The sequence below is a fragment of the Kamptonema animale CS-326 genome, assembly GCF_028330895.1.
Classification (GTDB): Bacteria; Cyanobacteriota; Cyanobacteriia; order Cyanobacteriales; family Microcoleaceae; genus Kamptonema; species Kamptonema formosum.
This window is the reverse complement of record NZ_JAQMUA010000358.1, coordinates 1-25,216: the sequence shown is the minus strand read 5'-3', so window position 1 is coordinate 25,216 and position 25,216 is coordinate 1. Positions and strand designations below refer to the sequence as shown.

Annotated in this window: 24 protein-coding genes; 7 read left to right on the top strand and 17 right to left on the bottom strand. The window is 42.0% G+C overall.

Going from position 1 to position 25,216, the window contains the following annotated elements; all coding sequences use genetic code 11:
* Positions 1-72: 72 nt before the first annotated feature.
* Together PN499_RS20785 and PN499_RS20780 are read left to right on the top strand one after the other, a co-directional pair.
* On the top strand, positions 73-474 hold the full coding sequence (locus tag PN499_RS20785) for a VOC family protein (RefSeq protein ID WP_272034198.1): 402 nt from the start codon (positions 73-75) through the stop codon (positions 472-474).
* A gap of 155 nt (positions 475-629) precedes the next feature.
* Positions 630-1,067: an anthrone oxygenase family protein gene (locus PN499_RS20780; protein WP_334311711.1), complete on the top strand. Its 438-nt coding sequence runs from the start codon at positions 630-632 to the stop codon at positions 1,065-1,067.
* Between the two features lie 133 nt (positions 1,068-1,200).
* Here the strand turns inward: PN499_RS20780 and PN499_RS20775 are convergent, their stop codons facing one another.
* Positions 1,201-2,739, bottom strand: a complete 1,539-nt coding sequence (locus PN499_RS20775) for a bifunctional aminoglycoside phosphotransferase/ATP-binding protein (protein ID WP_272034194.1) — start codon at positions 2,737-2,739, stop codon at positions 1,201-1,203.
* Between the two features lie 189 nt (positions 2,740-2,928).
* Here PN499_RS20775 and PN499_RS20770 point away from each other — a divergent pair, with 189 nt between their 5' ends.
* On the top strand, positions 2,929-3,939 hold the full coding sequence (locus PN499_RS20770) for an adenosine kinase (protein ID WP_272034192.1): 1,011 nt from the start codon (positions 2,929-2,931) through the stop codon (positions 3,937-3,939).
* Positions 3,940-3,977: 38 nt separating this feature from the next.
* Here PN499_RS20770 and PN499_RS20765 read toward each other — a convergent pair whose 3' ends face one another.
* The 4 genes from PN499_RS20765 to PN499_RS20750 all read right to left on the bottom strand — a co-directional run bounded on the left by PN499_RS20765 (position 3,978) and on the right by PN499_RS20750 (position 7,000).
* Positions 3,978-4,589: a 50S ribosomal protein L25/general stress protein Ctc gene (locus tag PN499_RS20765; RefSeq protein ID WP_272034190.1), complete on the bottom strand. Its 612-nt coding sequence runs from the start codon at positions 4,587-4,589 to the stop codon at positions 3,978-3,980.
* A gap of 64 nt (positions 4,590-4,653) precedes the next feature.
* Positions 4,654-5,019 carry a hypothetical protein gene (locus PN499_RS20760; protein WP_272034188.1) on the bottom strand — a complete coding sequence of 122 codons (366 nt, stop codon included), beginning with the start codon at positions 5,017-5,019 and terminating at the stop codon, positions 4,654-4,656.
* A 240-nt stretch (positions 5,020-5,259) separates the two neighbouring features.
* On the bottom strand, positions 5,260-5,463 hold the full coding sequence (locus tag PN499_RS20755) for a hypothetical protein (protein WP_272034186.1): 204 nt from the start codon (positions 5,461-5,463) through the stop codon (positions 5,260-5,262).
* A 196-nt stretch (positions 5,464-5,659) separates the two neighbouring features.
* Positions 5,660-7,000, bottom strand: a complete 1,341-nt coding sequence (locus tag PN499_RS20750) for an adenylosuccinate synthase (RefSeq protein ID WP_272034184.1) — start codon at positions 6,998-7,000, stop codon at positions 5,660-5,662.
* Between the two features lie 120 nt (positions 7,001-7,120).
* Here PN499_RS20750 and PN499_RS20745 point away from each other — a divergent pair, with 120 nt between their 5' ends.
* Positions 7,121-8,158 (top strand): amidohydrolase family protein, encoded by a 1,038-nt coding sequence (locus PN499_RS20745; protein WP_272034182.1) that lies wholly within the window; start codon positions 7,121-7,123, stop codon positions 8,156-8,158.
* 344 nt (positions 8,159-8,502) lie between these two features.
* Here the strand turns inward: PN499_RS20745 and PN499_RS29600 are convergent, their stop codons facing one another.
* The 3 genes from PN499_RS29600 to PN499_RS20725 all read right to left on the bottom strand — a co-directional run bounded on the left by PN499_RS29600 (position 8,503) and on the right by PN499_RS20725 (position 16,081).
* Complete coding sequence (locus PN499_RS29600; protein WP_334311710.1) at positions 8,503-9,732, bottom strand: ATP-binding response regulator; 1,230 nt, start codon at positions 9,730-9,732, stop codon at positions 8,503-8,505.
* Positions 9,733-9,753: 21 nt separating this feature from the next.
* The gene (locus PN499_RS20730) at positions 9,754-12,615 is read right to left on the bottom strand and encodes a hybrid sensor histidine kinase/response regulator (protein WP_272034180.1); all 2,862 of its coding nucleotides are present in this window, start codon (positions 12,613-12,615) and stop codon (positions 9,754-9,756) included.
* A 466-nt stretch (positions 12,616-13,081) separates the two neighbouring features.
* Positions 13,082-16,081, bottom strand: coding sequence for a non-ribosomal peptide synthetase family protein (locus tag PN499_RS20725; RefSeq protein WP_272034177.1), 3,000 nt, complete (start codon positions 16,079-16,081; stop codon positions 13,082-13,084).
* A gap of 498 nt (positions 16,082-16,579) precedes the next feature.
* On the opposite strand from PN499_RS20725, the gene PN499_RS20720 reads away from it, so the two are divergent.
* On the top strand, positions 16,580-17,200 hold the full coding sequence (locus PN499_RS20720; protein ID WP_417063892.1) for a Vat family streptogramin A O-acetyltransferase: 621 nt from the start codon (positions 16,580-16,582) through the stop codon (positions 17,198-17,200).
* Positions 17,201-17,362: 162 nt separating this feature from the next.
* Here the strand turns inward: PN499_RS20720 and PN499_RS20715 are convergent, their stop codons facing one another.
* From PN499_RS20715 to petB, 6 genes are all read right to left on the bottom strand, one after another.
* A complete protein-coding gene (locus tag PN499_RS20715) occupies positions 17,363-17,740 on the bottom strand; it encodes a hypothetical protein (protein ID WP_272034173.1) in 378 nt (125 codons plus the stop codon).
* A 46-nt stretch (positions 17,741-17,786) separates the two neighbouring features.
* Positions 17,787-18,938, bottom strand: coding sequence for a glycosyltransferase (locus PN499_RS20710; RefSeq protein WP_272034172.1), 1,152 nt, complete (start codon positions 18,936-18,938; stop codon positions 17,787-17,789).
* 48 nt (positions 18,939-18,986) lie between these two features.
* Positions 18,987-19,337 (bottom strand): DUF5615 family PIN-like protein, encoded by a 351-nt coding sequence (locus PN499_RS20705; RefSeq protein ID WP_272034171.1) that lies wholly within the window; start codon positions 19,335-19,337, stop codon positions 18,987-18,989.
* Entirely contained in the window at positions 19,334-19,666 is a 333-nt protein-coding gene (locus PN499_RS20700) for a DUF433 domain-containing protein (protein WP_272034169.1), read from the bottom strand. Before PN499_RS20700 ends, PN499_RS20705 begins: the two co-directional genes overlap by 4 nt.
* A 134-nt stretch (positions 19,667-19,800) precedes the next feature.
* Complete coding sequence (gene petD, locus PN499_RS20695) at positions 19,801-20,283, bottom strand: cytochrome b6-f complex subunit IV (protein WP_272034168.1); 483 nt, start codon at positions 20,281-20,283, stop codon at positions 19,801-19,803.
* Positions 20,284-20,400: 117 nt separating this feature from the next.
* Entirely contained in the window at positions 20,401-21,069 is a 669-nt protein-coding gene (petB, locus tag PN499_RS20690) for a cytochrome b6 (RefSeq protein ID WP_272034167.1), read from the bottom strand.
* Positions 21,070-21,360: 291 nt separating this feature from the next.
* Here petB and ctpA point away from each other — a divergent pair, with 291 nt between their 5' ends.
* Positions 21,361-22,602 carry a carboxyl-terminal processing protease CtpA gene (gene ctpA / locus PN499_RS20685; protein ID WP_272034166.1) on the top strand — a complete coding sequence of 414 codons (1,242 nt, stop codon included), beginning with the start codon at positions 21,361-21,363 and terminating at the stop codon, positions 22,600-22,602.
* A 60-nt stretch (positions 22,603-22,662) separates the two neighbouring features.
* On the opposite strand, the gene PN499_RS20680 is transcribed toward ctpA, so the two are convergent.
* Together PN499_RS20680 and psaM are read right to left on the bottom strand one after the other, a co-directional pair.
* On the bottom strand, positions 22,663-23,061 hold the full coding sequence (locus PN499_RS20680) for a slr1601 family putative cell division protein (protein ID WP_272034165.1): 399 nt from the start codon (positions 23,059-23,061) through the stop codon (positions 22,663-22,665).
* 277 nt (positions 23,062-23,338) lie between these two features.
* Positions 23,339-23,434 (bottom strand): photosystem I reaction center subunit XII, encoded by a 96-nt coding sequence (gene psaM / locus PN499_RS20675; protein ID WP_019487414.1) that lies wholly within the window; start codon positions 23,432-23,434, stop codon positions 23,339-23,341.
* 195 nt (positions 23,435-23,629) lie between these two features.
* Here psaM and PN499_RS20670 point away from each other — a divergent pair, with 195 nt between their 5' ends.
* A complete protein-coding gene (locus PN499_RS20670) occupies positions 23,630-24,412 on the top strand; it encodes a TerC family protein (RefSeq protein ID WP_272034162.1) in 783 nt (260 codons plus the stop codon).
* 189 nt (positions 24,413-24,601) lie between these two features.
* On the opposite strand, the gene ndk is transcribed toward PN499_RS20670, so the two are convergent.
* A complete protein-coding gene (gene ndk, locus PN499_RS20665; RefSeq protein WP_272034160.1) occupies positions 24,602-25,051 on the bottom strand; it encodes a nucleoside-diphosphate kinase in 450 nt (149 codons plus the stop codon).
* Positions 25,052-25,216: the final 165 nt, after the last annotated feature.

Genomic DNA, 25,216 nt, shown 5'->3' with positions numbered 1-25,216 from the left:
AAGTAATAGTTTCGAGAAAAATGGTTTAGATCGCTAACAACCTTTACCGTCTATTATCCTAATAAAGGAGTCATGATGCAGATTACTGCTTCAGCTATTTCACTCAATGTTGATGATGTTACGGCATCGGCTACGTTCGTTAAGCAACACTTTGGCTTTAGCGAAGATATGTCAGCCGACGGTTTCGTTTCCCTCTCCAGAAAGGACGCTGGTTTTAACCTTATTTTCCTTCGGACTGGACTGGAAAGCTTTAAACCGACGCAGATGCGCGGACATCGAGCAGATGGTCTGTTAGTTGTGTTCGTGGTGGATGATATTGATGGTGAATACGCGCGATTACAAGCAGAAGGCGTGGCGATCGCAACACCAATCGAGACAGAACCTTGGGGAGAGAGATTCTTTCAGGTTGCCGATCCAAACGGTGTCATTATTCAACTCGTCCAGTGGATTTCTGAAGTAAACGCGCAGCTATAAGCTGACTTCAGCCATAGGAAGAGACAATGCAATTAAATGAAGTTACTAGGGACGAGTGAAGGGGTGTTGGACAGTAATTTATAGGAGGTTTTATGGCGATTACTAATCCCTCGTTTTTTGCTTTGAAGCTCGTCTCGGCAATAGGCTGCGGGCTGATGGCTGGAGTCTTTTTTGCCTTCTCAACTTTCGTGATGAGTGCCCTTGCCCGACTTCAACCAGCACAGGGTATTAGCGCCATGCAAGCTATCAATATCACGGCCATTAATCCGTTGTTTATGATGGCGCTATTCGGAACGGCTGCGGCTTGCATCTTTCTGGCTATTTCCTCACTGTTAAAGTGGCATCAATCCGCTGCTTACTTGCTCATTGGTAGCCTGCTCTATCTAGTTGGTACAGTAGGCGTGACGATCGCGTTCAATGTACCGCTAAATGATGCACTGGCGGCTGTCAAGCCGGACAGCACTGAGGGCGCGAACCTATGGGCTAGATACCTTACCGACTGGACGTTCTGGAACCATGTTAGGACAATAGCCGCCCTTGCAGCATCGGCATTGCTTACCATTGCGCTCTGTTACCCAGGGGTGCGATCGTAGAATTTGTGGATAACTTGAATGCAGCCTCAGCTAAGTGCAGCAAGCTCAAAGCGATCGCTAATGCTTGTTGGGATTGCTTCGCTGCGCTCGCAATGACAATAACAATTACCAATTACCAATTACCCATCACCCATTACCCATTACCCATTTGTAATTCTAAATCCTGAGTCGTATCTATAGTTATCAAATACCTTTTTTCAATTTCCGTGAAAGGTTCAGCCGCCAACTGCTGTGAGGTTAATAAATCAACAGTTGCATCGGCAATATCACCTTTGCGATTTTGCAGTCGCGATCGTAACACTTCAATAGGCGCTGTACAATGAATGATTTTTAAATAAATGTTATTAGCTTCAGCACAATTAATAGCGTCCATCCTCAAATCATTTCGATCGTATTTCGCATCCAAAATAACTGTATAGCCTTCCTTAGCTAGCAATATTCCCAATTCCAATAATCGGCTGTAAGTCTTGCCATTCATCTCACTAGAATATAAATCATCCCCACCACGCTCATACAAAGGAACGCCTGCTAAATGTTTTCGTACCGCATCAGAGCGAATGTGAATAGCAGTAAGGCGACGAGCTAAATATCGAGCAACTGTACTCTTACCAGAACCAGACAAACCCGACATCAAAATTAGTTGTCCTTGGCGAGGTTTTGTGTAATCACAAGCTAGTTGATAATAGTGTGCTGCCGTTTCTTCAGCCTGATTCTTTTCAATAATTGGCACAGCCGGATCGTCTAGTAAAAAAGCAGTCACATTTGCTCTTACATAAGCCTGACGGATTAAATAAAATCGCAAAATTTGTATTCCTTCCCAATCGCCAGTTTGTTCAATATATGTATTCAAGAACGCATTTGCTAAGTCTTTACGCCCCCGCGCTTCCAAATCCATTGCCGTAAAAGCTACGTCATACATAACATCGACAAAACGGAAAGGCTCGTTGAACTCAATGCAATCAAATAACATGATTTTATCGTGCCACAGAGCAATGTTTTTCAAATGCAAATCGCCATGACACTCACGAATTTTGTTACTTTGAATGCGGCTAGCAAATAGTGGTTGCCTCTCGCTAAAAAACACTTCTGTATATTGCCTAGTTTCGTCATACTGTTTTTGAGTTTGCGGCCCACCAATATATTTTTCCGAGAGTCGATAATTGTTATTAATAACCTCCCGAATAGGAGGGATTTCCCCAAATTTGCGAATATAGTCGCTAACTTGGGCGCTAGCGTGAAAGTTCGCTAAATCTCGCCCCAAATTCTCTAAATGTTTTTCATTTAGCCGTCCCTGCTCAAACATATTTACAAACAGGGAATCCTGGGAAAATTGCTGCATTTTCAGCACGTATTCCACTGGTAAGCTAAAAGGTTCTAGGGTGAAAATATTGTCACCTTTATGATATATAGGCAAAACTTCTAGGTAAAGTTCCGGCGCTCCCCGCTGGTTCATTCGCAACTCTTCTGTGCAAAAATGATGGCGTTTTTCTAAAGTTGAATAGTCTAAAAAACCAAAGTTGACTGGTTTCTTGAGTTTGTAGGCAAAATCTCCTGTTAGCAGTACAAAAGAAATATGAGTCTGAAGCAGTTCAATTGGTTCTGTCACGGAGTGAGGATAAAATTCTGACCGCAACATCTGCTGAATTAAAGGAGGAAGAGAAGCATCTGACATTTTGATTTTGCGTTTGGGTTGATAAGTAGATGGACACAATTAACTGTAGGGTGGGCGCTCGCTGCAAAAAGCTTATAAATTATAGCTATAGATGTTTGTCAGCGAGCGCCCACCTTACAAGGTTATTACCCTGTTCTCATGCAACTGAAAACCGCTATAGTTAATAATTAGTATAAACAGAAAGGGTTTATGACGGAAAATCAAGGTTCGACAGTGGATGTATTTGGCGTGGGTAATGCCTTAGTTGATATTTTGGCATTTGTGAAAGATGATTTTGTGCAACACCATGCTTTGAATCGCGGCTCTATGACTCTGATGGATGCGGAAAAACAGGGGGGGATTTTGCACGATTTGGAGCATACTTCTCTGCAACTGCGATCGGGGGGTTCGGCGGCAAATACGATGATTGCTTTGGCTCAGAGTGGCGGTAGCGGCTTTTATTCGGGTAAGGTTGCTAAGGATACAAATGGGGAATTCTATCGGCAAGATTTATTGGCGGCGGGGATTGAGTTTGATGTGCATCCGGCCCCTGAGTTGAGCGGGCCTACGGGTACTTGTGTGGTGCTGACGACTCCCGATGCGGAGCGTACTATGTGTTCTCATTTAGGAGTTTCTACGACTCTGGCTGCTACTGATATTGATTTAGATCGCCTCAGTTGTGCAAAGTACAGTTATATTGAGGGCTATCTCTGGGATGCGGCCGATCCTCGAAAGGCTAGTATTGAGACGATGGAACACTCGAAACGCAAGGGAGTAAAGGTTGCTTTTACTTTTTCCGATGCTTTTTTAGTGGATCGATTTGCTGATGATTTTCGGCAGGTAATTGCTAATTATTGCGATGTACTTTTTTGCAATGCCGATGAGGTGCGCCGCTTTTTTGAGCTGGAATCTTTGGAAAAGTGCGCTCAGAATTTGGGGGAATTAGTTAATCTGGCTTTTATTACTGACAGTGCAAATGGCTGTTTGGTGGTAGAAAATAAACAGATTACTAAAGTTGCTGGATTTCCAGTACAAGCTATTGATACTGTGGGAGCTGGAGATGCTTTTGCAGGGGGCGTTTTATTCGGACTTACTAATAATTTGAGTCCTCAACAGGCGGGACGCTGGGGGAATTATCTCGCCTCCCGCGTGGTAGAGGTTCACGGGCCCCGTCTAGAGGAATCTCAACGCGATCGCATTTGGGAAGTTATTGGTAGTTAACGGTTAACAGTTAACGGTTAACTGTTAACTGTTAACTGTTAAGCTGCTGGTGCTGCTGCTGCTGCTGCTTCTTCTGTTGTTTCTTCAGTTCCGGCTTGAGATATCAACACGCTTACAACTACTTGATCTGGTTCGCCAACTGGTACAACTCCATCAGGTAATTGCAGTTCGTGAATGTGTAGAGCATCACCTACGTGCATTTCTGAAACATCAACGTTAATTGCTTCGGGGATGTTGTCGGGTTTGCACTTGAGTTTGAGTTGCGTCAGTACGGGGTCTAAAATTCCGCCTTCCATTTTGACACCGACTGCTTCTCCGATAAAATGGAGACTTACTTCTACTTCAAGACTGTCTTGCGTAGCGACGGAGAAGAAGCTGAGGTGGTAGGGATGACCTTTCCAAGGGTGAACTTGCACTTCCCGCAGCAAGGTTTTGCCACTCCAAGAAATATCAGGAATGTTGAGCTGAATTAGAGCATTGTTGACTACGTGCTTTTTGAGCAGAGTTTCAACGGTTTTGGCATTGATGGTTAGCGCAATGGATTCCGCGCCGCTGTGGCCGTAGAGTACGGCGGGAATTAAACCGGAGCGGCGGAGAGCGTTGGGTTTACTGCCTTCTGCCCGCTTTTGACATTCTACTGTGAGTTCCATTTTGTGTATTCTGGTTTCTTGCTATGACATTCTACCAAATTTATGCTACCGAATCTCAATTTTATTAGAATCGCTGGAGATACTGGTACTTTTCGTTTTCAACACACTTGAGTAATTCTAGCAGCTTTTTGAGCTTGTAAGTAACAGCTTGAACTTCTTTTTTTGCAGGTGAGTCTCCAAGCTTGGTAACTACAGCATCGCTTTCTTCACTAATCTCTTCAAGTAAAAAATCCCTTAGCCTTTTGCGATTACCTTGACCTAACTTAACTAGAGGGAGTTCTGCATCTTCACCATCTATATGAATTTTTGTTGGACGATCGGCACCGATTTCTATAAAATCAGATTTCGTCAACCAACGTAAAAAATCGCTGGCTATATCTATGCTACAAGGCTCCTGACCATTTCCTGGGTAAAATACGATCTCTAACATTTTTGTTCCTCCTAATTCTCAAGCTCTATGTCCTGAGCCTTAGATTTCATAAATCTGCTTTCGGGAATCTTCTCAACCCATATTATACCAGATCGATCGAATAGTGTCTTGGCAGCGGGAGATATTATTCCTGTAGTCAGGACAGCCTTTACCGTCCCTTTATTAATAATCTTTTTAGCTTGGTAAGGATATATGTTTGCTAGTGTTTTTATCTCAATGTATTGGCTCATAGTTTTGGCTTTAACTATTTTCTTCTTTAATTTCTTTAATAATCTCTAGTGCTCTTGGCACATCTTCTAAGTTTTTAATAAAAATATCTCCTTTTTCGTCATAAAAATCTAGCTCTTCGCAATCAATACCTGCACTTTTTAATTCTTGTATTACCCAATTTTTTAGAGCTTCGTGTATTTCTATTTTTCTAATCAAGTCTTCTGCACTAGCCATTAGATCACCCCGTGTAAGTTTGAGTTAAGTATTCAGAGGTTGAAAATCCCTTTTCAAAAAGATCGAAAGGATGGCTAAAAAGCTGACTGTATAAACATTCTTCCTTCTTCCTTCTTCCTTCTTCCTTATACTTATCACCAAAAATTTAAAGCATGGCTGAGTACGCCATGCTATCTTCAGATTCTAAATTAAAGTCTTAGCCTTGAACGCCAACGGATGTGCCGTTAGCATACAACAAAGCTCGCTTCGGCCCATGAATGGGATCTTCCACAATGATAGTTTGATCGCGACTTGCTCCCAAAGAAACGATCGCGATCGGTACTGCCATTAACTCTGCTAAAAACTTCAGATAATCCAAAGCTTCTTTAGGCAAATCTGCCAAAGTTCGGCACTCTTCGGTTGACTGTTTCCAACCCGGCATGGTTTCATAGATAGGCTTGCACCGTGCAAATGTTCGAGAACTACTAGGAAAATCTTCGATGCGATCGCCATCAATTTCATAAGCAACGCAAACTTTAATTTCCTCTAACTCGTCTAAAACATCTAACTTTGTAATCGCCAGACAATCTAAACCATTAATCCGCACTGCATAGCGGCCAATTACCGCATCAAACCAACCGCAGCGGCGTTTGCGGCCGGTTGTTGTCCCAAATTCTGCACCGCGATCGCACAAAACTTGTCCCACTCCATCTACCATTTCGGTAGGAAAAGGCCCCTCTCCTACCCGCGTCGTGTACGCTTTCGCTACCCCAATCACGCGATCGATCATCGTCGGGCCCACACCTGCACCCACGCAAGCGCCACCCGCCACTGGATTAGAAGAAGTCACATAGGGATAAGTCCCGTGATCCAAATCTAGCAGCGTCCCTTGAGCTCCCTCAAACAGAATATTTCGGCGCTTCTGAACTGCATCGTAAATCTTCAGAGAACTATCCACAACGTGGGGACGCAACCGTTCCGCATAAGCCAAATATTCCTCAATCACCACTTCCGGGTCAAGGGGTGGCAAATCGTAGAGCTTTTCCAGAATGACGTTCTTATAATTAATCGTCCACTGTAACTGCTTCCGCAATCCGACTGCATCCATCAAGTCAAGGATGCGAATTCCCGTGCGTTCCGACTTATCAGCATAGGTCGGGCCAATACCCCGTCCCGTCGTCCCAATTTTATGAGTCCCGCGCCGTTCCTCCGATGCTTGGTCAATCAACCTGTGATAAGGCATCGTGACGTGGGCGGTTTGAGATATCATCAAGTTGCGCGATGAGATATTCAGCGCATCTAGCTGATCCAATTCTTGAATTAAAACCTTCGGGTCAATTACTGTCCCACTGCCGATGATACATTCTGTATCAGGATAGAGAATTCCAGAGGGGATTAAGTGCAGTTTGAAGGTCTGACCGTTTACGACAACGGTGTGACCTGCGTTTACGCCCCCTTGGTAACGTACAACGACATCTGCGGATTTGCTGAGCAAATCAGTAATTTTTCCTTTCCCTTCATCGCCCCATTGGGCACCGATCACAACTACGTTAGCCAAGGGTCTCTCACGAAACGCTAAAGTTGACACAAACTCAAATTATGCACAGATGGTGTCGCTGCTGTCAAATTAATTTTTGTTAATTTTGTTAAGCTTGAAAAAATAAAGGGGAAGTTAGTTATGACTTTACACGCTGAGTTGCACCGTCACCTGGGCGGTTCTGTAGTACCCCGGATTCTGTGGCGGTATTTTGAACGTCACGACGCTGAGATAGCTGGTCGATTTGAAGAATATTCTGAGTTTGAGCAATTTTACACCAAGCCGCGCAACACTCTGGATGAGTATTTAGAACTGCACACTATGGTGGAAAGCGTTCAGACTGCTGAAATGCTACCCTATTTTATCTATCGGTTGATGCGGGGAGCATATATTTTTGAGAATTTAGCTTATTTAGAATTGCGCTATACGCCTTATTTGCGGACACCGGAACATTTACCGATGTCTGAGAGAATTGAGTTAATGGCGAAGATTGTGGAAATAGTTGGCAAAGCTAGTCGGGGTAGCGATTGTCCGATTGTCACTAGCCAAATTTTGTGTATGCACTCGCGTTTGCCTTTTGAGGTGAATAAGGCGATCGTAGATTTGGCGGCGGGTATGGGGGAATATGTCTGTGCTATTGATGTAGCGGGTGGTGATGCTTGTATTGCCGATCGCTTGGATGAGTTTGTGGGATTGTACCAGTATGCGCGATCGCTCGGCATCAAAACCACTGGCCATCTCTACGAAACACCTTCAGGCTGCTATCCCGAATTATTACCATATTTAATGCGAATTGGTCACGGGATTCAGATACCTTTGAAATATCCTGAATTGTTACCAGAAGTAGCCAAAATGGGGCAATGTTTGGAAGTTTGCCCGACTACTTATTTGAAGACAGGAACGCTTTCGGATTTGCGTGAGTTAAAGGTAGTATTTGACCGCTGTTTTGAGGCAGGTGTTGATATTGCTATTTGCACAGATAATGCAGGTTTGCATAATGTCCGCTTACCGTTTGAGTACGAGACTTTGTTAACTTTGGATGTAATCGATTTTCGGCAATTACAAGCCTGTCAGAATGCGGCTTTTCGCCATGCTTTTGCTTGGCCTTATAAAGAAAGACCAGAGGATATGTTAACAGGTTTGTTGAAACCGGAACCAGTTCCCGCAGTCGTTCGCTAGGAGTTTGTTGGGTGGGCATTTGCCCCCTTGGTGTCAACTGCCATCTGAAACCCGCCAGGGACTTAAGTCCCTGTCTAATAAATTAAGTCCTCTGAATGAGGACTGAAAAACTTTAGGACTTACGCAGGTCGTCCCAGAAACCGGGTTTTTGAGAGAATCTGTGGGTCATAACGAAGTATTTTCGTCAAAAAACCCGGTTTCTTTGGTTGGGTGTATAAGTCCTGAACTTATTGCCCAGCTTCCGCAGCAGTTAAATGAGATAAAGAAGTAAAAGTGAAAAAATAAAAATTCATCCATTTGAGGTTGTAAATGGATTGTTTACATTACAATTATAAACCCTGTTTTTACTTGGGTAGCAGTACTTCTGCTGGCAATATAATAGTAAAAGTAGATCCCTTACCAACCTCACTTTCAACGAAGATATCTCCACCCATAATCCGAGACAACTTTTTAGTAATTGCTAACCCTAATCCAGTCCCCCCATACTCTCGTGTAGTTGAAGCATCAGCCTGAGTGAAGGGTTGGAACAGTTTTTCCATTCGTTCTGGAGATATCCCAACGCCAGTATCAGTTACTTTAAATAAAATGTAGAGTATGGCTGATTTGTGTTCTTCCCCATTGAGCGTTCCTGATTTCCGATACTCTTTTTCTACCTTAATAGTAATTTTACCTTTCTTTGTAAATTTGCAGGCATTACTAAGCAAATTAAATAAACTCTGACGTACCTTAGTTAAGTCAGTTTTCATATAACCAAGATTGTCCGCACAGTCAACTACCAAGACATTAGCATTTTTCTCGACCAGTGGTCGAACCATTATAATAATTTCCCTAATCAACAGTGAGATATTAACGGTTTCTAAGTAAAGTTCAACTTTGCCCGATTCAATCTTGGACAAGTCAAGAATGTCGTTAATTAGACCCAATAAATGTGTGCCTGCACCGTGAATTCTTTTCAGATCAGGGATTAAGTCTTCTTGAGCTAAATCTTCTGCTTCTTCTTGCAACATTTCACTATAGCCGATAATCGCATTCAGGGGGGTGCGGAGTTCATGACTCATGTTAGCGAGAAACTGGCTTTTAGCAATGTTCGCTGCTTCGGCTGCTTCTTTAGCGGCTAATAATTCCACAGTCCGTAATTTAACTTTTTCTTCTAGTAATTGTTTCTGCTGTTCTAGTTTTCTAGTTAAATTATATAATTTTAAATGAATTCTAATTCTTGCTAACACTTCTTCACTTTGGAAGGGTTTAGAAATATAATCTACGGCTCCTACAGATAATCCATTAACTTTATTATTTGAATCAGATAAAGCGGTTAAAAAAATAATCGGAATTTCGCAGGTTAAGGGATTAGCTTTCAATCGCCGACAAGTTTCAAAACCATCAATACCAGGCATCATTATATCTAATAAAATTAGTTCTGGCTGATGATATTCTACTTGTTCAATCGCAGTTTCACCATCAATAGCAACCGAAACTTGATAACCCACATCTGTCAATATGTGGGCTAAAACTTCTAGGTTATTGGGATTATCATCTACAATCAAAATAGATTGTTCTTCTGAAATTTCACTCATAAAGCCACCAGGAATTATTCATTATTCACCCTCAGATTCCGCTAGGTATTTTTCTATGTAGGTTCGCACCTGTTTAAGCTTAAAAGCTTTAGCAAATTCGCGCAGATGTTGAACAAAAGGTATAAACTCATTGTCTATCTGTTCAATTCTCGTCAACTCTTGTAGTAAATCCTTGATCAATCCCTTACGACTAAGATTATACAGTATAAGCAAGTCTTCATGCGATGGGGGCACAATTGCAACAGCTATTTCAGAGTTTGTCAAGGCCTGTTTATTTTCCGGTTGTAATTTTTCTTCATAGATCCATTCTAAGTTTAGGAGAGTTTTGATCGCCTCTAACAGGCTATCAGCTTGGATAGGTTTGGGCAAAAATTCATTAGCTCCAACATCAATACTTTTTTGCATATCTGACTGGAATACACTGGCTGAAGACACGATCACTGATAAATTAGCAAATGGTGGCAATTTTCGCAAATTTCTAAGCATTTCATGGCCATCCATAATCGGCATAGCAATATCAGTAATAACCAGATTGGGTTGAACCTCAGCAATTTTATCCAGTCCTTCTTGACCATTTTCAGCTTCAAAAAGTATAAATCCAATAGGGCTGAGTAAATTGACAATAACAGAACGGTTTTCCCAACGATCATCTACTACTAAAATTTTTAGGCGCTCGCCTTTGAAACCAGTAATAATTCCCTGCTGAGAACTTTTAGTATTTTTTGCCCATTCCTTAGCTTCGGGTAAATCTATCTCAAAACAGAAAACACTACCTTTTCCTAATTCACTTTCAACTTCCAAGGTACTGCCCATCATATCAACAATATTTTTGCTGATAGCTAATCCGAGTCCAGTCCCTTCTGATTGCTTCTTCATATTACCAGACTGTTCAAATGGCAAAAAGATATTTTTAATATGATCCTTGGCTATACCAACTCCTGTATCTTCAACTTTAAACCGAATACGATATAAATTTACTTCCCGATCCTCACTTTCCACTTTTTGAGAGTGGATTAGAAATTTGACGCTACCTTGTTCAGTAAACTTAATCGCATTCCCCAGTAAGTTAATCAAGACCTGCCGCAATCGTTTTTCATCCGTATGAATGCCAAGGGGTATTACGCCCTCTGTTTTATCGATAAAATCAATCCCTTTTTGTTCGGCCTTAATTCGACAGATTTCAATTACTGCTTCCAAAAATGAGGGAAAATAAAAATCCGCAGCGTAGATTTCCATTTTCCGGGCTTCGATTTTAGAAAAATCTAGAATATCATTGATCAGAGTGAGTAAGTGCGTACCACATTGGTTAATAATGCCGATCCCTTTTTGATCGAGTTCTCCCAAGCTTTTTGACCGCTGAAGAATTTGGGCATAGCCTAAGATACCATTAAGAGGTGTACGCAATTCATGACTCATGTTGGCGAGAAACTCGCTTTTGGCGCGGTTAGCACTATCGGCAACTTCTTTTGCTTCTTTAAGTTCTACAGTTCTGTCTTCAACTCGCAGTTCCAATTCCTCATTAGTTTTCGCAAGCGCGGCAAAAGATTCGCGGACTTGCTGAGCCATTTTGTTAAATAAATATCCCAAACGCCCCAATTCATTTTGGCGGTTGACATTAACTTGGATATCAAGATTACCAGCAGCAATACTCTCAGTTGCAGCCATTAATTTATTGAGAGGAACGGAAATTTCGCGCCGTAAGATTAAAAACACAATAATAATTTCAATCAGTAACGCACTTAGCCCTAACAGGAGAATCATGCGAGCAGTAGAAAAGGCTTCTTGAGTGAGAAGATATTTGGGGAAAACTGTAACTAAGTACCAATTTGGTTCGTTGATTTTAGTAACACCCAAATATTCATCATAGGTGTAATTGTCAATAATAATAGTTTCCTGTTTATGTCTCTTGACTAATTCATAAATTCGCCGTAGATGAGCATCTCCTGATTGGGCGATGGAAAATTGTCCATTTCCCTTTTGAATACTTTGCATAAGTTCTGGGTGAGCTACTAGCCGCCCATCGGCTCGAAAAATCATGTTGTATGTGCCTTTAAGCCCTTCATTAATAGTCCGCTTCTGTAAATCACCTATTAAAATATCATGTCCAAGTGTACCAATATGCTTGCCATTTACATCTAATGGTGTTACACAGGATGCCATCCAAGCTACAGCTACTTGGTCATAATAAATGCCTGTCCAGACTGTTTTACGTTCTGGATTGTAGAGTTGTCTGGTGATTTGAAATGATTCATCATCTGTGACGCGGAAAGATTCATTAGAAGGTGCTTTAAGAACCCACGGATACTGGTGCATATAGATGATCAGCCCATTTTCAGGAATTTGCGTATAGGTGTTAGCAAAGCGATTGCGCCAAGCTGGGCCATAAGCACTAATAATTTTATAGAAAGCAACCATTCGCCGCTGCATTTCGGTGTCAATATTGACATTTTTACCGAGAAATAAGCCTGCGGTTTTGTCAAGTTGAAACAATTCGGGACGATTGCGAACTGAGTCATCTGGATATCTGACAAAGTTTCGATCGAATTCAGCTTTTGGATCGAGCTTCTCTTCTACTTTTAGTTGATCTAATAAAGCTTGCTTGAGCAACTTATGGTTATCTTCGGCTAAGATAAATATTGACCTCTCGCGTTCCGAGCGTAATTTTATGTATTGCTCCAATTGAGTTAATGAATTGCTAGTAATCCTTGAAATAATTTGAAAATAACTAATGCCTGTTGATGCAACAATAACCAGACCCATGCTGAAAGCTATTTTTAACAGTGTTTGTTTTGTTAGGGATTCTTTCGGTTTATTTGGACTGTTGCTAACACTTTCGATGATAGAGCCAGAAATTTTCAATTTTTCAAGTAAATTTCTCTTCATTTCAGTATCTTACAGGGTAAGAGGATCTTAACTTAGGTCAAATGAATCGCAGCTTTTTCTGACAGTAGATCATTTGTTATTATTTTATATTCAAATGGCATTTGTCAAGAAAATTTTTTGCTAAATTAGATGCTTTTATCTTGGGGGTTATGGTCAGTCGGCAGATAGTCACTAAGGATAATTCTAATCTAACTCAGCTTAGAATTTCAAGTCCTGATGCTATATTATCGCTTTTGAGTAAAATTATGTACAGACAGGTGCTATGGGTTAAAGGCTTAGAAGGCTTAGCGGAGTGAACAGTAAATCGGGAAATTGATATAAAGTGATAAGCTGTTACGCATCTAAACTGTATTATTACTATCTATGACCTCACCCCCCGAACTCTCTTCCCTGCAAGGTTTGGGAGAGGAATAGAGCGCGATACATCAATATGCAGGGTTTAAATGCGTAAAAGCCGATAGGTTAACTAAATATCCTGTGACAGAAAACCTTGACGACGGAAATAGGATAAATAAGCATTTAATACTGAATAATTAATGGGAGGACAGATAATATTAGTACCTGCTAGTCGAGTCTGGGTGTTGCGGTCATCAAACTTTTGACAGACAAAAGATGTTGTCTCAATAAAAGTTTTTTGGCTATAAGGTAATTTTTTAACAAATAGAGAAGCTATCGGAGTTAAAGCATTCTCTGGAGACATATTGAGTAGTTTTGCCTGCCACTGTGGATAAGAAATAGAAGCAACAGCATAACCAATTTCGTTAATATTCAAGACAAGTTCATTCATAGATAATACATGAGAACTAAATAGATGAAATGTCTTATTAATAGACTCTGGTTGCTCTGATAAATACCGAATCGCCTGAACGATATAATCTACAGGTGCGAGATTCATGTTCAGCTCTAATTCCGGGCCATATCCTAATTGAATCAATCCCTTGACGATCAGACAGATTGTATTACTGAGTTGAAAAGCACCTGTTTGGCTATGACCTGTCACCATTCCCAAGCGATAAATAGAAACTGGTAAACCACGCTCGCGGGCAGCCATAACTAATTTTTCAGCCGCCCATTTACTTTGAGAATAACCATCTGAATATCCTTCAGGACTGAGTAACTCATCTTTTTCCTTAATTAAGTCCATGTGATTATAGTTCGAGGATTGAAACACATCCAGGGTAGAAATATAGTGGACAGGTGTAATTTTTGTCAGAGTTCCTAGGCGCAATATCTCCTTAGTACCACCCACATTTGTATCCCGTAAAGCAGTGTAGGGATAAATCAAATTTACATAAGCACCACAGTGATAAATCACATCAATTATATCTGCTAATTCCCTGAATTGTGATGCCGATAGTCCCAATAATGGCTTTGATAAATCTCCGATAATGGGAATAATTCTATCGCTAAATGATTCTTGCCAAATTTCGTAATTTTGCAGAGTGGTAATCAGTCGAGAGGTAGAGGCTGCTAAATTTTCAGCACGAACTAAACAGTAAATAGTCACTTGGGGATTCTGTAGCAACAATTCATGCAGTAGAAAAGCACCAACAAAACCCGTTGCACCTGTCAGGAAAATATGCTTCGGATTGGATCTGGCAATTGTCAACGGGCGAATTGTTTCATCTAAGACTGCATCAGCCGATAAGTCAGCAATATTGGTTTCAAAAATTGCTGTAGATCCGGAAGATTGCACAACCTCGATTACCTCAGCTAATCCAGAAATTGTCGGAGATTTGAACAGACAATCTAAAGACAATTCTACTTGGAAATTTTGCGATATCCGATTTAGTAATAAGGCTGTGCGTAATGAATTTCCGCCTGACTCAAAAAAGTTTTGATGGATACCAATTTCAACTCCCAAAACAGAAATCCAAATTTCAGCCAATTTTTTCTCTATTTCTGTGCGAGGAGGAACAAATTCTTCAACACGATCGAGAGTTGGTGTAGGTAGTGCTTCTCGATCTACTTTACAATTAGGTGTTAATGGCAAAGCCTTCATAAAAACTACAAGCGCCGGCACCATGTAATCAGGTAATTTTTGTTTGAGTGCTGCTCGCAACTCGGCTGAGCTTAGTTTTAATGAGTGTGAATTTAACACTACATAAGCAACTAAATAACTATCTCCATCAGCATCACTTTTAACAGCAACTACCGCATTGTCTACCGCAGAATTATCTAAGCACGCTGCTTCAATATCGTTTAATTCAATCCTATGTCCTCGAATTTTAACTTGGTGATCGCTACGTCCAATAATGACAATATTACCATCTGATAGATAATGAGCTAAGTCACCTGTTTTATACATACGAGCGCCTGGTTCATTGCTAAAAGGATCGTTAAAAAACCTTTCTTTAGTTAACTCTGGACGGTTAAGATAACCTCTCGCTACTCCAATACCCCCAATATAAATCTCTCCGCTATCTCCCTCAGCAACAGGCTCAAAAATGTTATTGTTAGAATTGCGTGGATACTTGAAAAGATAAATTTTAGTATTTAAAATTGGGCGACCAATTGGTATGGTTTCCTCACCAGGTTCTACCCGATAAATCGTTGACCAAGTAGTTGTTTCTGTCGGGGCGTACATATTCCACAGGGAGGAACTTCGCTCTAGTAATTGATTGGCTAAGTGTCGATTTAGAGATTCTCCTCCACAAATAATTTTTAAATTGCGATTGCCTTGCCAATTAACTGCTAATAGCATTTTCCATGTTGCAGGAGTTGCCTGCATGAATGTAGTGCCAGATTCAGTGATGGTTTTAGATAACTTAATTGGATCTATGGCTACTGCGCGATCGACAATAACAACGTGAGTCCCAACTATCAAGGGTAAAAAAAGTTCGACAACAGCAAGATCGAAGGAAATAGTCGTTACTGCTAGTAGTATATCTCGCTTTGTAAATCCTGGTTCTTGTTTCATCGATAGCAGAAGATTGACTACACTACGATGAATAATTTGCACGCCTTTAGGTTTGCCAGTTGAGCCAGAAGTGTAGATGGTATAGGCTAAATTATCTGGGGTGACTTCACTCTCTAAATTATCTTGGCTAAATTGCTCAATTTCTTGCCAATTTGAGTCTAAACACACCACTCGAATACTATTTGTTTTAGGTAGGCAACTGAGAAGATGGCTTTGGGTAAGTAGTAGCGGAAGCTGGGAGTCTTCCAACATAAAAGCTAATCGCTCTGCGGGATAACTTGGGTCAAGAGGAACATAAGCACCGCCGGCTTTTAAGACTCCCAAAAGTCCAATCAGCATATTCAAGGAACGATCGACGCATACTCCAATAAGCGTCTCTGAATTAACACCTAAGCTTTTAAGATAATGTGCTAATTGATTGGCTTTTTGATTTAATTCTTGATAAGTGATTTGCTCGGATTGAAAGATCGCAGCAATAGCATTTGGCGTTTGCTCTACTTGCGATTCCACTAATGTATGAATGCAGGAATTTTCGATGCTTTTCATTACAAACCTTGTTAAATAAAATCTGACCAATCTACAGCGCGACGGGTGTGAAAATTTAGCATTTATTAGGTAGGCATTGCTTGCGCTTTACCGTCTTTGTTTAGGTCGTAAAGGCGGTAAATCAATGGCACCCAACTTTTGGTCGTGGCAGAGACTCATCTAATTTACTAGACCTCACTAAACTCATCCGGAAGAAAACGAAAATTTAAGTAAAGTTATAACTCCCCTTCCGTCGCCTTAACTGTTACATGGGTGATTTCGAGTTGATGTCGGTGGCTCAATTTCCGATTCTTAAATAAAAATACTGAGAAAATTGTTCTTGGAGAATAATTGTGTTTCCCGCTAGGGGTGAGGATCGTTACGAGATTTTGTGTTGAATGACAAAGCAAAAGCCTTTTTATAAAACACTTTGCCGTTATTATGATATAATAGCTCACCTAAATCAGGAAGTTAAACGCTCAGTCTATTAAAATAGGAGGACAAAATTTGATAGAACAATTGGGCCCTAATCCTAATAAACCCTATCCTTTAGCCGACCACCGCCGAGTATGCTTTATCAAAAATTTCGTGAAGTCGCCAAATATTATAGTTGGCGATTATTCTTACTACGACGATCCTATTGACCCCGAAGGCTTTGAGAGAAATGTGTTGTATAATTATGGGATAGATCGCCTGATTATCGGCAAATTCTGCGCGATCGCGACTAATGTTAAATTCATTATGAATGGCGCAAACCATAAACTAGACGGTATTTCCACTTACCCATTCCCTATCTTCGGAAATGGTTGGGAAAGCGCAATGAATAAGTTAATGGACTTACCGAGTCGCGGCGATACTGTCATTGGTAATGATGTCTGGATTGGCTACGAATCCCTAATCATGCCAGGTGTTAAAATTGGTGATGGTGCGATTGTTGCAGCTAGAGCGGTTGTTGTCAACGATATTCCTCCCTATACTGTTGCTGGTGGAAATCCTGCGCGGCCAATCAAACAACGATTCAGCGATGCTGAAATAGCGCAACTTTTAGAAATTAAATGGTGGGATTGGGAGATAGAGAAGATTACTAGCAACATTGATAAAATTATGGATGGTGATGTTACTGTCCTTCTAGATAATTAAATTAGGATTTATGCAAGTTTTATGTAACGCCGCCATCTTGGCGGTGATTTGACCGCCAGGATGGCGGCGTTACGGAAATATATTTCGGCGATTGAAATCGCATCTACACAATCAAAGTCCGCTTACCTGGACTAATGCAATTGAGGGATTTTCCTCAAATATTTAATCTTCTAACTGTCGCGCTGACACCTCAACTGCTGTGACATCAATCGTACCCGGAGGTGTCATTCGTTTAAAATGTCCCTCTTCAATTTTAAGCGGTTCGCCGCAATTAGGACATTGGCACTGAGTTTGATTTAAAGCCGGAAATTCGTAACTACAGACTGGACAAGAATCTTGAATTAAGTTGCGGTTTAACCACCAGCGGAGACCGAAAAATGCGATCGCTGGTGCCAACAATAATAAACTGATTAAAATTAAAATCGACTTCACTACCCAGCCTAGACCAATTGACCCTAACAACCAGGCGATTCCCAGGATTATAAGCCAATTGCTAATACCAGAAAGATTGAGGGAAATTTTGGAACTGCCTTGGTTCACGGTTGTCTCCTTTGATATCCTTGCAGAGGGGATACTTCTATCCTACTCACAAATCCAGAAGTTGTTTAATTTGCTGGAGGAAGGTATCCGTACCGAAAGCGGCTAGGGTTTCCTCCCTCAACCAGTTGCGATTGCACCTTTTATCCTCCCCCATCAGCATTTCTATGCAAGCTACCGCCACCGCCTCTGCATCTCGGTGGGGAACTCGCCAACCTAGCATACCATCTTGCAGGGGATCGGCAGAACCATCTGCATCCCCAGCTAATACAGGAATGCCACAAGCGATCGCTTCTAAGTACACAATACCAAATCCTTCCTGAGACGGCATCACATAAGCATCAGCAACGCGGTAGTGTTCTACTAACTCTTCTGTAGGGACAAAACCCGCAAATATCACTCTCTCAGCAACACCTAAATCTGCTGCTAGTTTAGCTAACCGAGGTCGATCGTCTCCCCGTCCAATTACCAAATATTTGACATTAGGAAACGTTTGTGCTATCAATGGCAAAGCACGAATTGTCACATCAACGCCTTTGTAGATATCACCAGACCACAATCGCGCTACGGTCATCAACACCTTTGCATCAGCGAGATTATACCGCTCGATTAAGTGTTGTGGCTTGGGGCCGGGAGTAAAGATATTTCCATCTACAGTACAAGGCAATAGCTGGAATTTTTGGGGGTGGAGGTTGTTGGTTTCACAGGCGCGATCGCGCGTATATCTGCTAATAGTCCAAATTGTATCCGCTTCTCTGAGTGCCTTTTGGTATTTATCCGGTAACGGTTCCCAGATTTCTTTGCCGTAGGTAATTACAGTATAGGGAATCTTTAAACTTTGGCAGATAGTTTGAATTAGCGGTGCTAATTTGATATGACCGCAGAAAACTCGTTTAGGTCGTTCTTTTATTAAACAGATTAGTAATTTTGTCGCGAATCTAATTCTACCTAACCAAACAGGATTAGTTTTGAGATAATAAAATTTTAGTGTTTTTGATTGATACGGATTTTTGCATTCAGGAGAATCTCGCAGCAGCAATATTTTTGCTTTTGGTATCGAGTTTACCTCTGTTGCCAATTGGTAAGCTTTTAGAATATCTTTAATGTAGGATTGAATGCCACCTTCGCTGGCAAATATTTCTAGGAAGCAAAAGACATAATTAGTATTTTTGTTAAGATTATAATTCAAGTGTGTAAGCAATAACGATACTCATGTAAAACTTCTCATCTAAAATTATACCAATTTTATTTAAATAGGAATAGATGCAATTTGGTTAACCCACTCTTCTGCACTTGATGCTTCCCAAATCAAAATCAATCCTTCAATCGCAGAATTGACAGCTAAATTCTGTGAAACAATCAATATTCCTGGGCTAGTATTAGTCATGATAAATTCAGCAAAATGTATAGGCATAGTCTTGCGATCGTGGGAAACAATAATTCTGCTTTCTAGTGCTGCTACTGCCAATACTTCTCTATCATCTAAGCCTTCTAAACCTGCTAAAGAGGCTGTTTGAAAATCTATATTTGGCTGGCGTAGTACCGTTCCTGTGACAATGCTTTGATTGAGGTCTGCATCTGCTTGAAATTTGATTTTCATGTGTCAGATTGCCTTTTCGCTTGAGATTCCACTAGCTTTTGATATAGCAGCGGATTTTTTTTGCGAAATGATTGCCGCACTTCCTCAAACTTAGCTTCGCCTTCTTTCAGGTAACTATCAATCGCCTCTCGATTTCCGAGATAAAATGCGATCGCGCCATAAACTTGCTCAATAGTTAACAGAGGAAAATTTTCGACGATTCCTTCAGGTTGCGTACCTATTAGGAACTGATAAACGACCGAATCTAGTGAAATCCGACTGCCTACAATCCTATAGCTACCTTCATACTGTTCCACATATTGCTTATTTAAAACTGGTACTAAGGCCACTCAATAAATCCCCCATTTTATTAACACATACTCAATTTTTAATTTTTAATTATTTAACGCCCGTCAAGATTTCCCAACAGCACATCAGCACATCTAGGAAACTCCACGAGCGTCAAATTAAGCAAACTTCAGTCTTAGAACAAACCGAGAGTTAACGATGTGTCAATTGGGAAAGTAGCACCAACACCCAACCAAATTGTCACCGCAGTTCCAAACAGGAAAACCGCAGTTGCAACAGGGCGGCGGAAAGGATTTTGGAACTTATTCACATTTTCGATGAAGGGAACCAACATCAGGGCCAAAGGAATAGCACCCATAATCGCAATTCCTAACAACTTGTTAGGAAGAATGCGAAGAATTTGGAATACTGGCCACAAATACCACTCAGGTAAAATTTCCAAAGGAGTCGCAAAGGGATCTGCGGGTTCGCCCACCATAGCGGGATCTAGCACTGCCAAACCCACGCAGAGAGCAAATGTCCCTATAATTACCACAGGGAAAATATAGAGCAAGTCATTAGGCCAAGCAGGTTCGCCATAATAGTTGTGGCCCATGCCTTTAGCAAGTTTAGCCCGAAGTTCTGGATCGCTCAGATCCGGTTTTTTTACTGTTGCCATAATTAAGAGTGTTCTCCTTTTGGTTATTGGCTGTAACGCAATTATTAATGTTGAATTTTGAATTTTTAACTCAAAATTCTGGGCGGGCACAGAGGCACCGCCCCTACAACTAAAAACTTACAAAGGACCAGAAATGCCTTGCTTGCGGATCATCAAGAAGTGAGCCAGCATAAAGACTGCAATTAGCCAAGGTAAGACAAAAGTATGCAAGCTGTAGTAGCGAGTTAAAGTTCCTTGTCCAACGCTAACACCGCCGCGTAGCAGCTCAACAATCAAAGGCCCGACAAATGGGATGGCTTCTGGTACACCAGAAACAATTTTCACGGCCCAGTAACCAACCTGATCCCAAGGTAGAGAGTAGCCAGTCACGCCGAAAGAAACAGTGATGACAGCCAAAATCACGCCTGTCACCCACGTTAATTCGCGGGGCTTTTTGAAGCCACCAGTTAGGTAAACTCGGAAGATGTGCAAAATCATCATCAGCACCATCATGCTGGCAGACCAGCGGTGGATGGAGCGAATCAGCCAGCCGAAGTTAACGTCGGTCATCAGGTATTGCACTGATGAAAAAGCTTCTGCTACCGTTGGATGGTAATAAAAGGTCATTGCAAATCCAGTCGCAAACTGGATCAGAAAGCAAACAAGAGTGATACCGCCCAAACAATAGAAAATATTGACGTGGGGGGGGACGTACTTGCTTGTAACGTCCTCGGCGAGGGCCTGAATTTCCAGGCGTTCATCAAACCATTTGAATGGTTTTGAGTCGGTGATCTGCTTAGAAAACATGAAGCAAGAATTCCTAAAAATCGATTCCTGTATTTGAAATTTTACCCTCAGCAGTGGTGAGGGAGATTCAGAGGCAGATCGACTATCCCCTAGACTGCGATCGAGGTGACAGTTTTTTAACTACCACTTTGGCTGTATTTGTAGTGTATCGCAATCTGAGTCTACCATTCACGATTACTACTCTTTAATTTCTGCCGAGTTCTCTCGCTTGCAGACGTGAGGCTGGGAAGGGATAACAGACGGTCAGGGGAGCTTTGTGCTCATTGTCAGGTAATTTAAGGCAGGTATATTATGTACAAACGAGTTTTCGGTATTGCAGTTTTAGTAATTCTTCAGTTGGTGGCGGTGTTGGGCTGCTGGAGTGAGCCGGCTTTGGCGCTAACTCAGGAACAGCAACTTTTGAATGAAGCTTGGCGGATTGTTAACCGTTCTTATGTGGACGATACTTTTAACCATAAAAACTGGTGGAGTATCCGGGAGCAGGCAATCAAAGAACCTCTGAAGAGTCGGGATGCCACTTACGGTGCGATTCAGAAGATGCTGGCGGTTCTGGATGACCCTTTTACTCGGTTGCTAAAACCGGAGCAGTACCGCAGCTTGCAGGTGAATACTTCTGGGGAACTGACGGGGGTGGGACTACAAATTGGACTCGATCCGCAGACGGGGGTGCTGACTGTGGTGGCTCCTCTGGATGGTTCTCCCGCAGGTAAAGCGGGTTTGCTACCGCGCGATCGCATTCTCAAAATTGATGATGTTAACACCTCTGAACTGACGTTAGACGAGGCTGCAACTCGGATGCGGGGCGTTGCGGGAACGGTTGTTAAGCTTACGATCGCTCGTGAAGGTAGCGAAGCAACTGAGGAAATCCAGTTAGTGCGCGATCGCATCGCCCTCAACCCGGTCTATGCTGAATTACGCTCTGCTCAAGGGAGCATTCCAGTTGGCTACATCCGCCTTGCCCAATTTAGTGCTAACGCTGTCTCTGAACTCACCAAGGCCGTGCAGCAGTTGGAACAACAGGGAGCCGATGCTTACATTCTAGATTTGCGGAACAATCCTGGCGGACTGTTGCAATCGGGGATTGAAACTGCACGCCTGTGGTTGGATGCCGGCACCATTGTCTATACCGTCAACCGCCAAGGAATTATCGGCAGTTTTGAAGCGTCTGGAGAACCATTGACTCGCGATCCCCTGGTAGTCTTAGTGAATCAAGGGACTGCTAGCGCTAGTGAAATTCTTGCCGGGGCGCTTCAGGATAACGGTAGAGCTAAGTTAGTGGGCGAAAAGACCTTTGGTAAGGGCCTAATTCAGTCGCTTTTTGACTTGTCTGATGGTTCTGGCTTGGCTGTAACGGTTGCTAAATACGAGACACCGAACCATACGGATATTAATAAACTCGGTATTATGCCCGACAAAATAGTTGCCCTAGAACCAAATGAGGGCGATCGCATCCGCACCGAAACTGACCCACAATATCAAGCAGCATTGGCAATCTTGACAGAGCGAACGGTAATGGCGGTTGGAAAGAATTAAAAATTAAAAATTAAAAATTAAAAATTAGAGATATTTTAATTTTTAACTTTTAATTTTTAATTATTCATTTCCATCGGTTGAACTCTTTTCTACCCAAACGACAGGCCGTTGCTGAGAATCGACGCGATTAGTCTGCTCTTGCATGATGCTTTTAGCTTGGGCTGGGTCAAAGTTGTGATTGAAATCGGTTCGCACCCGATCCACTCGCACTTGAGTCAGCTTAACTTCGCCTTGAATTTCCCGCAACTTTTCTTGTACGGAGCGATGGTAGGGTAAAAGTTGTACTAGGGCAGAAGCTGCACATACTGAAAGTACGAGGTTCGTGGCTAACTTCGCCACTGTTTCAATCGCGATCGCTTGGTGAGGACTGCTTCGCTGACTGCGTGTCTTTCTGCTCTGAAGACGGCGATCGCCTTTTTCTGGTTGGATAGGGGGGATAGCAGGTTGAATCGCTTGCATGATCTTGGGATACCTTAACTCAGTTTGAGCTGTTGCCAAGTCTGGGAAAGTCCAGGCAAGGTACACTTTGCCCTTATTTTTCAGGCTGATGGCTGCTGAAATTTTAAAGAAATTAAGTGATACAGAGGACAGAAAATAAAAATTAAATAGCCTGACCCGACAGTTGCACTTAAACTTATACCAGACAATTTACTCTATACCGAGCGATTATTATCCGGGAAGCTGAGCGCGTTAACAGTCGAGACAGGCAAGGGTAGCCATGCTTGCGGTTACGGTTCTACTTGTAGAGTTCCGTTGCGAGCCGGAAGGCCATAATTCCCGGAATCAAGGCTACCACTAGGGCAACAAAGACTTGGGTATCAGTTAGAGACATATTAAACTCCTTACTCACGGGGTTGAGCTTTAACCAATTTCAGGCAAATCGAGCGTTTTTGGAATAATTTGTTACATTTATTGATGAAATGACCGGGTTAGGTTAAGCTGAATTAAGGTGACACTTCGATCTACAGGGTAGGCAAATTGCCCTGAGTGCTTGGTGGACAAATAATTTAGGTGCAAAAAATTATTAATGCTAGATCAGTTTCTCGACGCTTACCCAAATTTTGGAATTGATGCCTTTTTCTTGTTAGTCATTTTAGTGGCTTTGGAAGCAGTGCTCTCAGCAGATAACGCGATCGCTTTAGCGTCTATCTCAAGGGGTATCGCCGACACTAAATTACAGACTCAAGCTCTGAACTTTGGTTTAGCTGTCGCTTTTGTTTTGCGGATTATTCTGATTCTCACTGCTACTTGGGTAATCAAGTTCTGGCAGTTTGAACTGCTGGGAGCCCTTTACCTACTGTGGTTAGTTTATCAGCACTTTATGTCTGCCACTGACGAGGACGGAGAGCATAAAGAACCACGATTTGCGAATCTCTGGCAAGCAATTCCGGTAATTGCTCTGACGGATTTGGCATTTTCTTTGGATAGTGTCACCACTGCGATCGCGATTTCTGACGAAACTTGGCTGGTACTTACGGGTGCTACTATTGGGATTATCGCCCTGCGGTTTATGGCAGGTTTATTCATCCGCTGGCTTGAAGAGTTTGTTCACCTGGAAAATGCGGGTTATATTACAGTAGGTTTTGTGGGAATACGGTTGTTATTGAAAGTAATTAATGATAGTTTAGTACCCCCGCAATGGTTGGTAGTTGTTACGATTGGTCTAGTCTTTTTGTGGGGATTTTCAGAACGTACTGTCGTGGAATCGACTGAAGACATAGAAGGCGAATCAGTCGCAGAAATTGAGGGGAAACAGCAAGAGATATTACTGCAAGCTCAAGAGCAAGAAGCACAGAAATCTGAACTTTAAAATATTTTCAGTCTCTAATATAAACCAAGTCCGGCGGTTGAAACCGCATAAACCAAGTCCGGCGGTTGAAACCGCGTCTATACAAACCAAGTCCGCCTACGCGGACTATAGAATTTCAACCCGCGTAGGCGGGTTTTGTCTGTGTAGACGCGATTTCAATCGCCCAATAATAACCTATTTGCCCACTAATTACTCAAGCAGCCAGGGAGTTAAAGAAGGTTTCCAGCTCACTAATTCCTCATCTTTAAACCACAGTTTAATCTCCCGCTGAGCAGTTTCTATCGCATCAGAACCGTGAATAATATTGCGGCCAACATTAACAGCAAAATCCCCACGAATTGTACCGGGTTCAGAATTCAAAGGATTAGTTGCGCCAATCATTTTTCTAGCGGATGCAACCACACCGTCGCCTTCCCACACCATCGCCACCACAGGACTAGAAATGATAAATTCTACTAATCCCGGAAAAAATGGTCTTTCGCGATGGACATCATAATGAGCTTCAGCTAGTTCGCGGCTGACTGAAACTAGCTTCAAACCTACTAGAGTAAAGCCTTTGGCTTCAAAACGGCCGATGATTTCGCCCACAAGTCCCCGCTGTACGCCATCGGGTTTAATCGCTAAGAATGTACGTTCCAAAATTAACTCCTACAAGTCTACTAACTCATACAAAACTTAGATTACCGCAGAAAGCCTCTCACTTTACTGAAGAACTAATATCATGTCCGGTTAAATACTTGTCATTTTAAATACTTGTCATTGCGAGCTCCGCGAAGCAATCGCAGAGACTAGGCGATTGCTTCT

Bases quoted from the DNA above. Each gene is read 5' to 3' on its own strand.
- PN499_RS20755 (WP_272034186.1), bottom strand. From the start codon at position 5,463: ATGGCTAGTGCAGAAGACTTGATTAGAAAAATAGAAATACACGAAGCT.
- ctpA (WP_272034166.1), top strand. From the start codon at position 21,361: ATGTACAAACGAGTTTTCGGTATTGCAGTTTTAGTAATTCTTCAGTTG.
- PN499_RS20785 (WP_272034198.1), top strand. From the start codon at position 73: ATGATGCAGATTACTGCTTCAGCTATTTCACTCAATGTTGATGATGTT.
- psaM (WP_019487414.1), bottom strand. From the start codon at position 23,434: ATGTCTCTAACTGATACCCAAGTCTTTGTTGCCCTAGTGGTAGCCTTG.
- PN499_RS20745 (WP_272034182.1), top strand. From the start codon at position 7,121: ATGACTTTACACGCTGAGTTGCACCGTCACCTGGGCGGTTCTGTAGTA.
- petD (WP_272034168.1), bottom strand. From the start codon at position 20,283: ATGGCAACAGTAAAAAAACCGGATCTGAGCGATCCAGAACTTCGGGCT.
- PN499_RS29600 (WP_334311710.1), bottom strand. From the start codon at position 9,732: ATGAGTGAAATTTCAGAAGAACAATCTATTTTGATTGTAGATGATAAT.
- PN499_RS20780 (WP_334311711.1), top strand. From the start codon at position 630: ATGGCTGGAGTCTTTTTTGCCTTCTCAACTTTCGTGATGAGTGCCCTT.
- PN499_RS20725 (WP_272034177.1), bottom strand. From the start codon at position 16,081: ATGAAAAGCATCGAAAATTCCTGCATTCATACATTAGTGGAATCGCAA.
- PN499_RS20680 (WP_272034165.1), bottom strand. From the start codon at position 23,061: ATGCAAGCGATTCAACCTGCTATCCCCCCTATCCAACCAGAAAAAGGC.
- petB (WP_272034167.1), bottom strand. From the start codon at position 21,069: ATGTTTTCTAAGCAGATCACCGACTCAAAACCATTCAAATGGTTTGAT.
- PN499_RS20775 (WP_272034194.1), bottom strand. From the start codon at position 2,739: ATGTCAGATGCTTCTCTTCCTCCTTTAATTCAGCAGATGTTGCGGTCA.
- PN499_RS20770 (WP_272034192.1), top strand. From the start codon at position 2,929: ATGACGGAAAATCAAGGTTCGACAGTGGATGTATTTGGCGTGGGTAAT.
- PN499_RS20670 (WP_272034162.1), top strand. From the start codon at position 23,630: ATGCTAGATCAGTTTCTCGACGCTTACCCAAATTTTGGAATTGATGCC.
- PN499_RS20730 (WP_272034180.1), bottom strand. From the start codon at position 12,615: ATGAAGAGAAATTTACTTGAAAAATTGAAAATTTCTGGCTCTATCATC.
- PN499_RS20765 (WP_272034190.1), bottom strand. From the start codon at position 4,589: ATGGAACTCACAGTAGAATGTCAAAAGCGGGCAGAAGGCAGTAAACCC.
- PN499_RS20705 (WP_272034171.1), bottom strand. From the start codon at position 19,337: ATGAAAATCAAATTTCAAGCAGATGCAGACCTCAATCAAAGCATTGTC.
- PN499_RS20760 (WP_272034188.1), bottom strand. From the start codon at position 5,019: ATGTTAGAGATCGTATTTTACCCAGGAAATGGTCAGGAGCCTTGTAGC.